We start from the raw sequence: 15,058 nt of genomic DNA on the forward strand, positions 1-15,058 counted from the left end.
CTCGAGCGCGCAGGCGGGCGCGGCCGACGAGGAAGACGCACCCGAAGACCTCAAGCCTCGCACCTCCTGGTGGACCCCCGTATTCGTCTCCCTCGTCACAGTCCTCGTCATCGCCGCGTCGTGGATGTCCTGGAAGTGGACCCAAACCCAGTACTACGCGATCGGTAAGGACGGGTACGTCGTCATCTACCAGGGCATCCCCCAGTCCATCGGCCCGTGGCAGCTGTCGCACGCCGTCGAGGTATCCAACATCGCGCTGGCAGACCTCGCACCCGTGGACCGCCAGCGTCTCGACACCCCCGTGCTGCGCTCCTCACGAGCCGACATCGACTCCTACATTGAGGGACTTCGCCGTTCCATCGCCGACAACGCGGCCCTAAGCCAGCAGTCCGGGGCGCCCCAGTCGGGACCGGGCCAGTCGGGCAACCAGAGCGGGGGTGCCTCGTAATGGCCACCGTATCAATCGCGCCCGCCAGGCCGCGCCTCTTCCTGGAGCTGGTCCTCATGGGGCTGGCCCTGCTCGTGGGCATCGCCGGATACGCGCTCACGTCCCTCAACTACACGGGCGCGATCCCCGCGAACCTCCTCACGCAGGTTGGTGTGCTCCTCGCCCTGGCCGTCATCGGCGAGATCGGCGTGCGCTTCCTCGCCCCCTACGCGGACCCGGTGATCCTACCGATCGCCGTGGCCCTGACGGGGCTGGGACTGGCGATGATCTATCGCCTGGACCTGTCCTACGCGCGCAGGGGCGAGGCCGTGGTCGGCTTCCGCCAGGCCCTCTTCGTCGGTATCGCGATCGTCATCGCCGCGATCATTCTCATCGCGCTGCGCGATCACCGCATGCTGCGTCGCTACACCTACACCTTCGGTGCCCTCTCCCTGTTCCTCCTGCTGCTGCCCATGATCCCGGGTCTCGGACAGGAAACGTTCGGCGCGCGCGTGTGGATCCACCTTGGGCCTCTCTCCGTGCAGCCGGGCGAGCTGGTCAAGATCACCCTCGCGGTCTTCTTCGCCGGCTACCTGGTGACCAACCGCGACAACCTGGCCATCGGCGGGCGCAAGCTCCTGGGGATGCGGCTGCCTCGCGCGCGCGACCTCGGCCCCATCATGGTGGTGTGGCTGATCGGCATCGCGATCCTGGTCCTCCAGCGCGACCTGGGGACCTCCCTGCTGTTCTTCGGCCTCTTCGTGGCGATGCTCTACGTGGCAACAAACCGCGTCTCGTGGCTGGTCATCGGTTTTACGCTCTTCGTTCCCACGGTCTTCATCGCCGTCCGGTCCTTCGGCCACGTCCAGACCCGCTTCAACATCTGGCTGCACGCACTGGACTCCACGGTCTACAACGAGGGGTCGTATCAGCTGGTCCAGGGCCTGTTCGGTCAGGCCTCGGGCGGATTGATGGGCACGGGGTGGGGCCGGGGCTACCCCCAGCTCGTGCCCCTGGCGAACTCGGACTTCATCCTCTCCTCCTTCGCCGAGGAACTGGGGCTCACCGGCATGGCCGCGATCCTTGTCCTGTACCTCATCCTCATCCAGCGCGGGCTTCGGGCCGCCCTGACTGTGCGCGACGGCTTCGGCAAGCTCCTGGCGACCGGCCTGAGCTTCTCGCTCGCGATCCAGCTGTTCGTGGTGCTGGGCGGCATCACACGGATCATTCCGCTGACCGGTCTGACCGCTCCCTTCCTGGCAGCGGGCGGGTCCTCGATGGTGTCCTCGTGGATCACCGTCGCGCTGCTCATCCGCGTCTCGGACGCGGCCAGGCGTCCCGCGTCGACTCCCGCGCCGTGGAACTCAGGCATTCAACCCGCCGTGAGGGTAGGTGACGCCGAGTGAACGCCCAGATCCGCAAGATTTTCGTCATCGTCCTGCTCATGTTCGCCCTGCTCGGCGTGGGCGTCACCAACACGCAGTTCGTCTCGGCCTCCTCCCTCAACGCCGACCCGCGTAACCAACGGACGATCCTGCACGCGGCCGAGACCGACCGCGGTCCGATCATCGTGGACAAGAGCGCGATCGCCTCCTCGGAGCGTGAAGAGGACTCCAAGCGCTATGCGCGCTCCTACTCCGAGGGTCCGCTGTACGCCTCGGTCACCGGCTACTTCTCGTCGGTCGGCAACGCGTCGACGGGAATCGAGGCCGCCGAAGAGTCGGTCCTGGACGGCCAGTCGCAGACCCTGCTGGGGCAGCGCATCCGCAACCTCCTGACGGGCCAAAACCGCCAGGGCGGCGGCGTGGAGCTGACGCTGAACTCCAAGATGCAGCAGGCGGCGGCTCAGGCGCTCGGCAACCGCAAGGGGGCCGTCGTGGCTCTCGACGCGACGACGGGGGCCGTGCTCGCCATGTACTCCTCGCCAAGCTACGACCCCAACGCCCTGGCGTCCTCCGACGCGGGCTCCGTCACGGACGCTTTTGACTCCCTGTCTTCCGACCCGAACAAGCCCCTGCTCAACCGGGCGATCTCCGAACGCTACGCGCCCGGCTCGACCTTCAAGATCCTGACCACGATCGCGCTCATCGAGAACGGCGTGGCCTCGCCTGAGACGCGCATGCCGTCGCCCGTATCAACGACGCTGCCGGGCACAGCCACCGAGGTGACCAACATTGAGTCCTCCACCTGCGGCGACGGCAATCCCACCCTCGCCGAGGCCTTTGCGCGCTCGTGCAACACGACCTTCGTCTTGGCCTCCGAGCAGCTCACCAACCAGCAGCTCACGGACGTGACGAATCGCTTCGGTTTCGGCCGCGAGTCGCAGATCCCCCTGACGGTGACGCCCTCCGTGTTCCCGACGGGCGTCGACTCCGCTCAACTGGCGATGAGTTCGATCGGTCAGTACACGGTCCAGACGACACCCCTACAGATGGCTCAGGTCGCCCAGACGGTGGCGAACGACGGCCAGATGATGTCCCCGTACCTGATCGCCTCGATCGTGGACGCCGACAATCAGGTGGTTCGCTCCAGCAGCCCGACGGACGCGGGACGCCCCATCTCCGCCGAGACGGCCTCGAAGCTGCGCTCCATGATGGAGGGCGTTGTCTCCCAGCCCTATGGGACCGGCACCACGATGGCGCTGCCCGGCGTCTCGGTCGCCGCCAAGACCGGTACCGCGGAAACCGGCGAGGGCGAGCGCGCCAACGCGTGGGCCATCGGTTTCGCCCCGGCGGACAAGCCAAAGATCGCCTTCGCTGTCCTGGTCGAGGGCGACGACGAGACCCCCACGCCCCACGGCGGCGACGTGGCCGGACCCGTCGCGCGGGCCATCTTGGAAGCGGGGCTGAAGTGAACGCATCACGCATGACTTCGGGCGCCGGGCGCGTCCTCGGGGGCCGGTACACGCTGCTCACGCCGATCGCCCAGGGTGGCATGGGCGAGGTGTGGAAGGCCCGCGATCGCGTCAGCGGCCACATCGTCGCCGCCAAGGTGCTGCGTCCCGAGCTGACAGGCGAGGAGCTCTCGCTGTCCCGCCTGCGCCTTGAGGCACGCAATTCGATGTCCATTTCACACCCGAACATCGCCAATACCCAGGATTCCGGCCAGGAGGACGGGATTGGCTGGATCATCATGGAGCTGGTCGACGGATACCCGCTCACCGACTATCTTCGCGGCGGCTCCCGGATCGAGCCCGAGTACCTCATGCCCATTCTCGTGCAGGTCGCGATGGCGCTGGGAGCCGCGGCCCGCGCGGGCGTCGTCCACCGCGACATCAAGCCGGCGAACATCCTGGTGCGTCCCGACGGCATGGTGAAGCTGACGGACTTCGGCATCTCGCGGGCGACGGGGCAGGTCAACCTGACGGCGGCCGGGATGGTCATGGGCACGGCCCAATACCTGCCTCCCGAGCAGGCGATGGGCGAGGTCGCCACCCCCACCGGGGACCTCTACGCCCTCGGCGTCATCGCCTACGAGGCGGCCGCCGGTCGGCGCCCATTCACGGGGGAAACCCAGGTGGACATCGCTTTCTCGCACGTCAATGACCCGGTGCCGCCCCTGCCCGACTTCGTACCCGAGCCGCTGGCCGACGTGATCCTGCACCTGCTCGAGAAGGACCCCGCGAAGCGCCCCGAGTCAGGGTCTGCGGCGGTCCGCGAGATCGCCAGCGCGGCCAAGGCGATGGGCATCTCCGTCACTCCGCGCCCGCTGCCGCTCCCCAAGGCCGCCCAGCGCACCACGGAGGTCCGCACGCCCGTGCAGCCCTCCGTCCCGATCGTCGCCCCCGTGCGTCACCTGACGCGCCGTACGCTGCCCGACGAGATGCTGGCGCCGCCGTCGGGCCTGACCCCGGCCGTGCGCTCCCACACGGGTCGCCACGCTCTGGCCGTCATCGACGAGGCAACCACGATCGCCCCCTCCTCCGCGCCGATCCCGATCACGGGACGACACGCGTCGGTCCCCCGCATCCTCGACGAGGCCGAGGTGCCCTCTCGCGTCGAGCCTGACTCGGCACCCACCAGGGTGCGCCGCCTGCACCCCGGTGGCGGCGCTCACGGGCAGCAGCCGTCTGGCGCCGTTCGCTCGCTCACCTCCACGGGTCGCCACGGCGCCGTCACCCCCACGTCTCCGGCGCCCGTCCCAACCCCGACCCCTGCCCCGAAACCAGCGCCCCGACCCGCCGCGGCGGCGGCCCCCGTTCCGGCCTCGGATCCGGTTCCCTCGCCGACCCCGGCTCCCCGTCCGACGAAGGCGGCGGCCCCCTCGGCTCCCGCACGCGCGGCCGACGCCGCCAAGCACCCGACGTCAGCCGATGCCCGCGGCAGCGCGCAGGCCTCGTCCCCGGCGCCCCGACCCGCTCCCATCCCGACACCCCCGGCCTCGCGCGCGCCCGCCTCGGCGACGGCCAACACGCCCGCTGATCGGCGGGCCGCACTGGCCGAGCGTCTGCGTCAGCGCGCGGAGCACCGCCAGGCCGAAGACGTCGCCGAGGAGCGGCGGCGCGCCCAGGTCGCCCGCGAAGAGGAACAGCGCGCACGCGAGCTGCGCGACGCCCGCAAACGACGTGAGGCGGGGCAGGCGCAACGCCAATCGACCCGACAGGCGTCCCCGCCCATCCCTCGGCCCACCTCTCAGCCCGCACCGGTGACCCACGACCACCGCGCGAAGGGCGCGTCGGGACCGAAGGCTCCACGTGCATCCACGGGGTCGACCCCGCGTGTGTACGGCACCGTCCCTCAGCCGCGCGGACAGAAGGCGTCCACGCGGCCGCGCCGCTCCGTCTACGAGCAGCAGCCGAAGAAGGCGCGGGGGCGCCGCTGGCACGAGCTTGATGCCCGCTCCGCGCAGCGGACTCAGCCGCCGACCAAGACGGCCTACTCGCGCAGCGTCGTTGCCCCACCCGTCCCAGTATCCAGGCAGATCATCCGCGCGGTCGTTGTCGCAGTCATCGTGATTGCGCTGATTGCGCTCCTAGCTATTACGATCAGACACATGCTTGGCTCCCTGATGCATCCAAGTGCGGGGGCCCTCATCATCGAGGAGGTCAGGACATGGCAGAGCCCATGGCCCACCGTCTAGCCGGCCGGTACGAGGTCCGTTCGCTCATCGGGCGCGGCGGAATGGCCGAGGTCCACCTGGGCTTCGACACTCGCCTGTCGCGCGTCGTCGCCATCAAGATGCTGCGACGCGACCTGGCGCAGGACTCGATCTTTCAGGCGCGCTTCAGGCGAGAGGCACAGTCGGCGGCGTCGCTGAATCACCCGAACATCGTTGCCGTCTACGACACCGGTGAGGAGATCATCGAGGACGCCGTTGGGCGTTCGATCGCCGTCCCCTACATCGTCATGGAGTACGTTGAGGGCCACACGGTGAAGGACCTGATCTCCGACGGGACGGCCGTTCCCATCAACGAGGCCGTGGAGATCGTGTCGGGCGTCCTGTCCGCGCTCGACTACTCGCACGCGAATCACCTGGTGCACCGCGACATCAAGCCGGGCAACATCATGCTCACCTCGGACGGCAAGATCAAGGTCATGGACTTTGGCATCGCCCGAGCCCTGACGGATTCGCAAGCGACGATGACGCAGACGAACGCTGTCGTTGGCACCGCCCAGTACCTGTCTCCCGAGCAGGCGCGCGGCGAGACCGTGGATGCGCGCTCGGACCTGTACTCGACGGGCGTCGTGCTTTTCGAGCTGCTGACCGGTCGCCCGCCTTTCAAGGGGGACTCCGCTGTCGCCGTCGCGTATCAGCACGTCGAGCAGATTCCCCCGACCCCCTCCTCGATCCTGTCGGATATTCCCGATTCCTTGGATCGCGTCGTGCTCAAGGCCCTCGCGAAGAACCGCGAGGACCGCTACCCCAGCGCGGCGGCGATGCTCTCGGACCTGCAGCGGGTCTCGCGCGGCCTGGATGTGGCGGCCCCACCCGCCGACTCGTGGGCGACGGAGGTCCTACCTACCTCGGGGATGGGCGGCGCGCAGACCGCCGCGACCACGCCGATGTCGGCGGTCGCCCCCCGCGGCGGCGGCCAGGCCATGGCTGCAACCTCCACGTCACTCCCGCCGGTCGCCGAGCGAGCGGACACGGCGGAGGAGGCGAGCAAGGCCCGTAAGCGTCGCACCGTGATCATCGCCTCCGTCGTCGCCATCGCCCTGCTCTTGATCGCCGGGTCGGTGTGGGCGCTGACGCGCCGCGCCGCAGCGCCGGAAACGGTAGCGGTTCCCACCGTCGTTGGCCTGAGTCAGGCGAACGCGAAGGCCCAGATTGAGGCCGCTGGTTTCGTCTGGGAGCTCAACTCTGAGAAGGTTGCCTCCGACAGCGTCGAGGAAGGGTCCGTCGCCTCGACCGATCCGGCCGGCGGTACCCAGGCCGAGAAGGGCTCAACGGTGCGGGTCACGATCTCATCGGGCCCCGATTCGGTGGTTCTCCCGGACAACCTGGTGGGCATGACGCCCGAGGACGCCCGCAAGGCCATCGAGGCCCTGGGGCTGAAGTGGGAGCTCGACTCCAGCAAGGTCGCCTCGGACACCGTCGCCGAGGGCAAGGTCGCTCAGACGAACCCCTCCCCCGGCTCGAAGGTCAAGGCCGGTCAGACGATCCGCGTCTACCTGTCCTCGGGATCCGACGAGGTCGAGGTCCCGGACCTCAGCGGCATGAGCCAGGATCAGGCCAGGAGCGCCCTGAAGGCCGTCGGCCTGGAGCTCGGGAACGTGACGAGCGTCGACTCCGAGAAGGACAAGGACCGGATCGTCGCTCAGGATCCCGCGACCGGCACGAAGGTCAAGAAGGGCGCGACAATTGGCGTGTCCGTCTCCAACGGCAAGACCGCCCAGGTGGAGATCCCCACGGTCGTGGGCACGAGCAGCGAGGACGCTCAGGCACAGCTGAAGGCTCTCGGCCTGAACGTGACTGTCGAGGAAGTGACGGACAACCAGCCTGCCGGCCAGGTCCTGTCCATCGAGCCCGGCGAGGGTTCCAAGGTCGAGAAGAACTCGACCGTGAAGCTCAAGGTGTCCAAGGGCCCCCAGGCGGGAAATAACGGCAACAACGGGAACAAGAAGAAGAGCTAGCCTCGGCATGACCGCCGCCCGCACGTGGGGCCCGCGCCCGCCAGGACACGTCCTGGGGCGCGGGCCTCGTCGTGTGTGTGGGCCTCGTCGTGTGTGTGGGCCTTGCGGTGTGTGGTGGGCACGGGCGGCCAGGGACACAGGAAAGCGTCGGCGTCGCGTCTGCCCGCACGCGGCCCCTCAGGCGCACCCGATTCGCCCGCGACACGGGCCGGCGGCCGCGACGGCAAAAACCAAACGGGGGGATTTGCACCACTAGCGGTCCGACACGCCGGCGACACGCCGACAGCGCGCTTTAAATGACGTAATTCCCCCCATTGGCCCGATTGAAGGGCCCCGCGCGGCCTACAGCGTGAAGCGCTGCGCGACGACGGGTTTGAGGGTGGCGGCACGCTCGCGCGCGCCGAGATCGCCGCATGCCGCCAGCCAGTTGGCGAGCATCAGGTGCCCGGATTGGGTCATAACCGATTCGGGGTGGAACTGGACGCCCTCGAGGGGCAGGGAGCGGTGACGCACCCCCATGATGATGCCGCGCTCGGTGGTTGCCGAGACCTCAAGGTCGTCGGGAAGCGTTGCCGGGTCGATCGTGAGCGAGTGGTAGCGGGTCACCGTCAGCGGTGAGGGGACGCCGGAGAAGACGCCGCGCCCGTCGTGCGTGATGACGGAGGTCTTGCCGTGCATCAGTTCGGGCGCGTGCCCAACGGTCGCTCCGAAGAGCTCGCCGAGCGCCTGGTGCCCCAGGCACACCCCCAGCATGGGAACCCCATGCTCGGCGCAGTCCGAGATGGTCTGCAGGGATGCTCCGGCGCTCTTGGGGTCGCCCGGTCCGGGGGAGACGAGGACGCCGTCGTATCCGGACTCGAACCACGCAGCATCCACGACGTCGTTGCGCACGACGTCCACGACGGCACCCAGGTGGCGCAGGTAGCCCACGATCGTGAAGACGAACGAGTCGTAGTTGTCAACGCAGAGGATTCGTGCCAACGTCGGTCCTTCCATGTGCGAGGTCGCGCCTCTTGCTCCGCCACCCATCGTAGGGCGAGGCACCGGGGCTCGCGCGGGCGCCGTCCGATACACGGGCGGCGAATACGGCGCGAGGCCGGGGCGAGGCGGCCTCGCGTAGCGCGTGGGCGGCTAGGCGCCGCCGACGGAGGATTCCCCGAGCTCCAGGTAGGTCTGCACCCAGGGGTAGACCCAGGTGAAGAGTGCGGCGACGACCGCGCCGATGAGGATCGCAGACTCGATGACTTTCAACCAGATGGGTCCGGGCAGGTGGCGGAAGATCCATGCGTACATGAGGGGTCCTTCAGTTCTGGGGTTCGTCGACGAGTTCGGCGGGGACGCCCGTGTCCTTCGGAGTCCAGGATTCGAACTTGAGATGGACGATGAAGCGCTGCCAGTTGCCGTACTCGGGGTGGCACGTGGTCATGGTCATCCATCGTTCGGTCGGTGTTTCGGACCAGGACACGTCGTCAATGACGGGGGCGACGACGCGCATCTGAGTGGGGTCGGTGGCGTCGATGATCTCGGAGGAGACCATGGAGTAGACGAGGTAGTGGTCATCGACTTCCACGACGACCTTGTCGCCCTGGGTGAGCCGGTCGATCCAACGGAAGTTGTTGCCGTAGGTGCGGCGGTGTCCGGCGACGGAGAAGTTCCCGACTCCGCCGGGCTGGGTGGTCATGTCGTAGTGGCCGGCCCAGCCCTGGTCGAGCACGTCGGACGTGGTGCCCTCGGCGAGGGGGATCTTCATCCAGTCCCAGGTGGGAACGTGGATGAGGCCGTATACCTCGCCGGCGCCGACCTCACGCGTGAACTCGGGCGGATCGTCGGTGCGCGTCTCGCCCTGGGTGCGCTTGGTGGGCTGGTGGTCCTCTTCGAACGAGGCGATGGTTTGCTCGACCTGGCCGGAGACCTCGTAGGTCGTCCAGTAGAGTTGCCAGACTGAGAACAGGCCGATGACGAAAGCGAAGGTGATGAGCAGTTCTCCAACGACTCCGACGATGTTCCAGAAGATATTGGAGCGTCTCTTCTTCGTCGGCGAGGCGGGGGCGACGTGTTCACCCATTCGTTTCCTCCACGGTTGCGTAGTTGACGGTCGATGAGGTTGTGGCGGGCGCAAAGCTGAGTGCGTCCTTCGTTTGCATGTCCCAGCCGAGGCCGTACTTGGCGACGTAGGCCTGGTAGTTAACCATACGTGGGTTCGAGGCGACCGCCGCGTGCAGGGCCGCAGGATCACCGATTGCTTGGATCACATAGGGCGGGGAGAAGCTGGTTCCATCGACGAGGATGACGTTGCCGATGCAGCGGATCACGGTGCGGTCGGTGACGCGCACTCCCTGGACGGTCATGGCCTCGGCTCCGCCGCTCCACAGTGCATTCATGGTGTCCTCGATGTCCTGCTGGTGGATGACGAGGTCATCGGGGGTGGCTCCCGCGGGGACCTGGCCGGTGGGAGCGTCGGACAGCGTGATCTGGACGCCGGGCCCGGAGACGGGCCGCGTGGAGCCCGCGGTGAAGGCATCCTCGGCGGCGGTGCCCGATTGCGCGGGAGAGAAGCCCTCGATTGCGGCGTCCAGGGAGGAGACCTCCGTCTCGAGTTGGCGGACCTGCTCCTGCCGTGTGCGCACGAGGGTGGACAGGTCGGAGGTGGCGGCGGGGTGTCGGCGTTCGTTGAGCGCGGAGACGGAGAAGAGGAGACCCGATGCGACGGTGACTGCGAGCACGCCGATCAGGTGGCGGGCACGGATCCCGGGCATCTATCCCTCCTTTCGTGGCGCTGCGCTTTGGCACTTTTCATGTCCGAGACTACGCTAGTGTTGCGACTAATTCATCACCGCCGGGCGTTTCGCGTTCCCGCGCGGGCCAAGCAGGGAGGATCTGGCGTGGCCGAATCCAAGAAGCGTAAGAAGAACGGGCGCGAGGCCACGGACGATACCGAGATCCAGAACTGGACCGACGGGATTCCGCTCAGCCCCGCCTGGTGGGCGCCGGCCTTCGTCACCCTGATGATTCTCGGCCTGCTGTGGGTCGTCGTCTACTACATTTCGTCGGGGACGTATCCGGTGCCCAAGCTCGGCGCGTGGAACATCGCGGTGGGTCTCGGAACGATGATGGTTGGCTTCCTGATGACGCTTCGGTGGCGCTGAGGGCGCCGACGCTCACGCGCGGCTGAGTCGGACCCTCATGCCGGCATCGTACATGCCGAGAAGGGAACGTCCGGCCAGGCCGTCCTCGAGGCGAGCTGCGTGCGCGCTGGCGAACGACAGGACGGTCGTCGCGCCTGCGCGCAGCAGCGCGGGGGACGCCGGCGTTGAGGGGCCCAGGACGATCGTGTGCGCCGCCTCGGCGAGTTCGAGCAGGCGCGGGATGGTCTTGTTGACGAAGGCGGATCCGGAGATGAACACGTAGTCCATCTCGGGAAGCAGGTACTCGCAGGCCGAGTCCGGGTAGTCCCCGTCGAAGAGGTTGCGTTCCAGGACGATCAGCTCTCCGGCGTCGGGCATGGCCGCGGGGGCGAAGGGGAAGTGTCCGATGATGGCCACTCGCTTGTCGGCAACGAGGGGCGCGTAGGGGTGGAAGGTGCGCGCCCAGTTGTTTTCGGCGCAGGGTGTGAATCCGTGTGCGAGGGCGCGATCGGGGTGGCAGTGGTAGGCGTTGATGGCCGCCACGCCGATGCCGGCGTCCTCGAAGTTCCAGGATTTAGCGAGGGCTGCGACGTCGCGCAGGGGCCGTCCGAGAAGCTCGGCGGGGTCGGAGACGGCGCGCGGGCGCGACTGCACGTTCATGCCGAAGGCCATCCCTACTCCGCTGTCGCTGGAGGAGACGCGGCGCCACTTTCCCTCGGTGTTGATGCTCGTGGCCGTCAGGTCGGCGGGAATCTCGTCGATGAGTTCGTCGTACAGGTCCCAGGGGCTGGTCATGGTGTCTCCTGCGAAGCTACGGGGAGGGTCGGTCCGTCGCCGACCCTCCCCCATGTTAGGTCATCCTCAGATAGCTTGCGCGAAACTCGCTCGTGCCGGTCCCCTCAGGCCCCGTACACTTCGAGGAGGAGACGGAAGGCCAGGGCGTTGAGCGCGATGGCTCCTGCGACCATGCCGAGTGCCGCGAGCACCTCGCGGCGATTCTGCGCCGCCTCGGTCACCCCAGGACGCGGGCGGGACAGGCGCGCGAAGGCCCACGTGACCGCTGCGCCGACGACGAGGCCGCCGATGTGCGCCTGCCAGGAGATGCCGCTGGCGATGAACCCGTAGGCGAGGTTCGCGACCAGGAGGGCGACGATGGATGTCGTGTCGGATCCGTGGAGGCGCTGGAGGACGAAGACCGCGCCGAAGAGGCCGAAGACCGCGCCGGATGCGCCGACAGTCCCCACGTAGATCTGCGCGGGCTGGATGAGGCACCACGCGATGACGAAGGCGGAGCCGCCCAGCGCACTCACCAGGTAGATGGTCAGGTAGCGCCACCGCCCCAGGGCCGGTTCGATGGCCCGCCCCACCCAGTACAGGGTCAGCATGTTGAAGCCGATGTGCATGATCCCCCCGTGCAGGAAGGCTCCCGTGAGGATCGTCCAGGGTTGACTCATGAGGCGGGCGGGAACCAGCATCAGCGAGGACTCCACGGAGGGCACCAGCCAGGTGAGGGCGAACATGAACACGCAAATCCCCATGAGCGCGTAGGTGACGACAGGCGCGCCCGCCGCGGAGGCACGCGAGACGCGCCCCGACCAGCCGCGCTTGGAGGCGGCGCAATCCACGCAGATGGAGCGCACCTCGGTGGGGACCACGCAGTCCACGCACATGGGGCGGTTGCATCGCTTGCAGTAGTCGACGGCGCGCGCTCCGGGGTGACGCGGACAGTCGGGGGCGGCGCGCGGATCGGAGCGTTGGCCGTAGCTTGGCATGCTCATGGCTTCCCTTTCGGACGGCGGGTAGGGGACGAGGCCGGGGCGCGTCGCCCCGCCAACTGCGCTGGGCAGCGGGGGCGGCCCCGGCCTCGTTGATGAAGAGGAGGAACGGTCAGTCGACGATCTCGATGGAGTTGATGACCTGGTCGGTGACGGGACGGTCGCCCGCGCCCGTGGGGGTCGCGGCGATGGCGTCGACGACGCGCTTGGAGTCCTCGTCGGTGACCTTACCGAAGATCGTGTGGTTGCCCAACAGCCAGGGGGTCGGGGCGACGGTAATGAAGAACTGGGAGCCGTTGGTGCCCTTGCCCATGCGCTTTCCGGCGTTGGCCATGGCCAGCAGGTAGGGCTCGTTGAAGGTGAGTTCGGGGTGGATCTCGTCGTTGAACTGGTAGCCGGGACCGCCGGTGCCGGTGCCGAGGGGGTCGCCTCCCTGGATCATGAAGCCCGGGATGACGCGGTGGAAAATGGTGCCGTCGTAGAGGGGGCGGGAGGTCTTCTGACCGGTCGAGGGGTCAACCCATTCGCGCTCACCCTTGGCCAGGGACACGAAGTTGGTCACCGTGTTGGGGGCGTGGTTGGGGAACAGCTCGACGGTGATGTCGCCGGCGGTGGTGTGGAGAATTGCTTTCATGTGGACAATGGTTGCATCTTTTCCTGGGTGTTTCCTGTCCGTTCGGTGAGTTTGTCGGGGTGGTGGGCTGCAGATCACAGGCGGTTGTAGCACAATAGGAGTCAGTGGCGCGCCCGCGCCCCGTTTATCGTGGACAGGAACGGAGACATCATGGCTACTTCGCCGACTTTCGATGCAGATAAGCTGCGCGCTTCGTCTCAGCAGCTTCGGGACGCAGCCGCCATTTACGCCGGGAAGGTTGCCGTGAAGGTGGCGGATCTGGCCAATCAGGGCGTCGAATGGGCCGCCCCCCGCGCCCAGGCCGCGCTGAATTCCGCGATCGAGCACGCCGCACCCGCCATCGACAGCGCTGCGGCTCGCGCCCAGGCTGCCGCCGCCTCGGCGGGTCCCGCGATCGAGAACGCTCGCGGCCACCTGGTCGATGACTACTTGCCGCGCGCCTCGCTCGCTGTGAACCAGGCGGGAGCCGCGCTCTCGGCTCGCGGCTCCCTGTCGGATCGTGCGCGCCGCGCAACGGAGGCCTCGGCCGCCGCGCTGGCGACGCCGACGCGCAAGCGCCGCAGGTGCCGCGTGCTGCGCGCCCTGGGTCTGACCGCCCTGGTCGGTACGGTTGCAGGCGCGGGCTACATCCTGTGGAAGCGTTCGCAGCCGATCGAGGACCCCTGGGCCGAGGAGTACTGGGCGGATCTGGACACCGATTCCTTCGTTCCGGAGACCGATGCCGAGAAGGCTACCTTCGAGCAAACCGAGGGACACTGACCCTCTGAGAGGCTTGTGCTGACGGGGGCCGCGGCGAGAAAAGCCGCGGCCCCCGGTCGTTGTGGGCGGTTTTTGCGCCCCTTCCCGGTTGGTCATATGATGAGCATCATCTCATTGACATCCGCAGGCTCGGCTTGCGTTGTACTTTCTCGGAGGGTCCTGTGAGCGACGTTGGTTTCGACTCCCAGAAGCACGATCAGACGCGTCACGACGCGGAGCAGGGAGGGGAGCACCTGGGTAACGCGGCGAAGGCAGCGGAAGCCTTCGCGCAGGCGCAGACTGCCTCCGTGTGGGGCAAAGAGCCCGGGGTCGAGGCGGCACGGCTCGCACTCCAGGCCGCGTACACCGGGGCGGGAGAGGGTTTTGCGGCCGAGCAGGCCCGCTTTACCGACTTCGGCGCGAAGGTGGATCAGACGGAGGAGGATTTCACGCGGACCGAGGAGGCCGCGGCTGGGCAGTTGGCGTCGGCGGGCGCCGCCATGAACTCCAACGCGGCGATCGCTAACGCCGCTGCGGGGGCGGGCTCCGCTGGCTCTACCGGCACTGCCCCCTCTGGCGTCCCCAGTGCCGTCGGCGATCAGCCCGAGCTCTGAGGCGAGGAGTAACGACCATGGCACACAGCCCGATGTACCACCGCCTCATGATGTTCGTGGAGGCGGCAAAAGCCAACGAGGCGCTGGCGGCTCACGACGACGAGCATTCCGCGGCGATGGAGGCGATCGACGGCTCCTCGGAGTCCATTCAGCACTTCCGGCAGTATCAGGGTTTCGAGGGCGAGACCGGCACGGCGATCGACGGCTGGCTGGAAAAGGCCGACAACCGCGTGGCCGGGTGGCGGGCCTCCTACCTCTCTGCCTCGCAGATCGAAGTCGAGATGCGTCGTGTGATGATGCATGCGCGTGAGGAGGCTGAGCGCCTGTCCCCGGTGTTGGTGGACAGGGGCTTGGATTCGTTGCGGGACGTGGCCCAGGTGACGATTCCGGTGATGAAGCACTACGGGATCTCCGGGAAGGTGGTCAGCGCCGTGGTCTCCACGGGCGCCGCCGTCTATGACGCGATCGCCGCGCAGGCCAACGCCCAGCGCGAGGCCAACGCCGCCGACATCCTGCAGCGCCTCAACGCCTCCATGCAAGGCCTAGCCGACCAGGCCAACCAGGTGGTGGCATCGCAAAAGCAGCTGGGGCACAGGGTGAGGAATGGGATCCCAGCGCTCTCCCCCACCCTTCCTCGCCCGCGACCGCGCAGCAGCTCGCCAACGGTCACAA

Annotated in this window: 14 protein-coding genes and 2 pseudogenes; 9 read left to right on the forward strand and 7 right to left on the reverse strand. The window is 68.0% G+C overall.

The features are described 5' to 3' along the window. The 5 genes and pseudogenes from HMPREF9006_RS10870 to pknB all read left to right on the forward strand — a co-directional run. Positions 1-448 (forward strand): annotated as a pseudogene (locus HMPREF9006_RS10870) (serine/threonine-protein phosphatase); the annotation flags it as partial. Beyond that, a complete protein-coding gene (locus HMPREF9006_RS06255) occupies positions 448-1,833 on the forward strand; it encodes an FtsW/RodA/SpoVE family cell cycle protein (RefSeq protein ID WP_009212731.1) in 1,386 nt (461 codons plus the stop codon). The pseudogene HMPREF9006_RS10870 and the gene HMPREF9006_RS06255, both read left to right, overlap by 1 nt. Continuing rightward, the gene (locus HMPREF9006_RS06260) at positions 1,830-3,281 is read left to right on the forward strand and encodes a peptidoglycan D,D-transpeptidase FtsI family protein (RefSeq protein WP_009212732.1); all 1,452 of its coding nucleotides are present in this window, start codon (positions 1,830-1,832) and stop codon (positions 3,279-3,281) included. The genes HMPREF9006_RS06255 and HMPREF9006_RS06260 overlap by 4 nt, the downstream gene beginning before the upstream one ends. A gap of 11 nt (positions 3,282-3,292) precedes the next feature. Further along, positions 3,293-5,506, forward strand: coding sequence for a serine/threonine-protein kinase (locus HMPREF9006_RS06265; protein ID WP_009212733.1), 2,214 nt, complete (start codon positions 3,293-3,295; stop codon positions 5,504-5,506). Continuing rightward, complete coding sequence (gene pknB, locus HMPREF9006_RS06270) at positions 5,479-7,500, forward strand: Stk1 family PASTA domain-containing Ser/Thr kinase (protein WP_009212734.1); 2,022 nt, start codon at positions 5,479-5,481, stop codon at positions 7,498-7,500. The genes HMPREF9006_RS06265 and pknB overlap by 28 nt, the downstream gene beginning before the upstream one ends. A 342-nt stretch (positions 7,501-7,842) precedes the next feature. Here pknB and HMPREF9006_RS06275 read toward each other — a convergent pair whose 3' ends face one another. From HMPREF9006_RS06275 to HMPREF9006_RS06290, 4 genes are all read right to left on the reverse strand, one after another. Next, on the reverse strand, positions 7,843-8,496 hold the full coding sequence (locus HMPREF9006_RS06275; RefSeq protein ID WP_009212735.1) for a glutamine amidotransferase-related protein: 654 nt from the start codon (positions 8,494-8,496) through the stop codon (positions 7,843-7,845). Positions 8,497-8,631: 135 nt separating this feature from the next. After that, on the reverse strand, positions 8,632-8,793 hold the full coding sequence (locus tag HMPREF9006_RS10715; RefSeq protein WP_009212736.1) for a hypothetical protein: 162 nt from the start codon (positions 8,791-8,793) through the stop codon (positions 8,632-8,634). 10 nt (positions 8,794-8,803) lie between these two features. Then, complete coding sequence (locus HMPREF9006_RS06285) at positions 8,804-9,565, reverse strand: class E sortase (RefSeq protein ID WP_009212737.1); 762 nt, start codon at positions 9,563-9,565, stop codon at positions 8,804-8,806. Beyond that, entirely contained in the window at positions 9,558-10,256 is a 699-nt protein-coding gene (locus tag HMPREF9006_RS06290) for a DUF881 domain-containing protein (protein WP_009212738.1), read from the reverse strand. The genes HMPREF9006_RS06285 and HMPREF9006_RS06290 overlap by 8 nt, the downstream gene beginning before the upstream one ends. Before the next feature lie 126 nt (positions 10,257-10,382). On the opposite strand from HMPREF9006_RS06290, the gene HMPREF9006_RS06295 reads away from it, so the two are divergent. Beyond that, positions 10,383-10,646 carry a cell division protein CrgA gene (locus HMPREF9006_RS06295; RefSeq protein WP_034231299.1) on the forward strand — a complete coding sequence of 88 codons (264 nt, stop codon included), beginning with the start codon at positions 10,383-10,385 and terminating at the stop codon, positions 10,644-10,646. A 12-nt stretch (positions 10,647-10,658) separates the two neighbouring features. Here the strand turns inward: HMPREF9006_RS06295 and HMPREF9006_RS06300 are convergent, their stop codons facing one another. The 3 genes from HMPREF9006_RS06300 to HMPREF9006_RS06310 form a co-directional block, all read right to left on the reverse strand. After that, positions 10,659-11,420, reverse strand: a complete 762-nt coding sequence (locus HMPREF9006_RS06300; RefSeq protein ID WP_009212740.1) for a Rossmann-like domain-containing protein — start codon at positions 11,418-11,420, stop codon at positions 10,659-10,661. A gap of 104 nt (positions 11,421-11,524) precedes the next feature. Continuing rightward, positions 11,525-12,403, reverse strand: coding sequence for a rhomboid family intramembrane serine protease (locus tag HMPREF9006_RS06305; RefSeq protein WP_034231302.1), 879 nt, complete (start codon positions 12,401-12,403; stop codon positions 11,525-11,527). A 109-nt stretch (positions 12,404-12,512) separates the two neighbouring features. Then, complete coding sequence (locus tag HMPREF9006_RS06310; RefSeq protein ID WP_009212742.1) at positions 12,513-13,034, reverse strand: peptidylprolyl isomerase; 522 nt, start codon at positions 13,032-13,034, stop codon at positions 12,513-12,515. Between the two features lie 150 nt (positions 13,035-13,184). On the opposite strand from HMPREF9006_RS06310, the gene HMPREF9006_RS06315 reads away from it, so the two are divergent. The 3 genes and pseudogenes from HMPREF9006_RS06315 to HMPREF9006_RS10720 form a co-directional block, all read left to right on the forward strand. Next, positions 13,185-13,793: a hypothetical protein gene (locus HMPREF9006_RS06315; protein ID WP_009212743.1), complete on the forward strand. Its 609-nt coding sequence runs from the start codon at positions 13,185-13,187 to the stop codon at positions 13,791-13,793. Positions 13,794-13,954: 161 nt separating this feature from the next. After that, positions 13,955-14,386: a hypothetical protein gene (locus HMPREF9006_RS06320; RefSeq protein WP_009212744.1), complete on the forward strand. Its 432-nt coding sequence runs from the start codon at positions 13,955-13,957 to the stop codon at positions 14,384-14,386. A gap of 17 nt (positions 14,387-14,403) precedes the next feature. Continuing rightward, a pseudogene (locus tag HMPREF9006_RS10720) lies at positions 14,404-15,058 on the forward strand (hypothetical protein); the annotation flags it as partial.

Origin of the sequence: Actinomyces sp. oral taxon 180 str. F0310 (assembly GCF_000185285.1) — a bacterium.
Lineage (GTDB): Bacteria > Actinomycetota > Actinomycetes > Actinomycetales > Actinomycetaceae > Pauljensenia.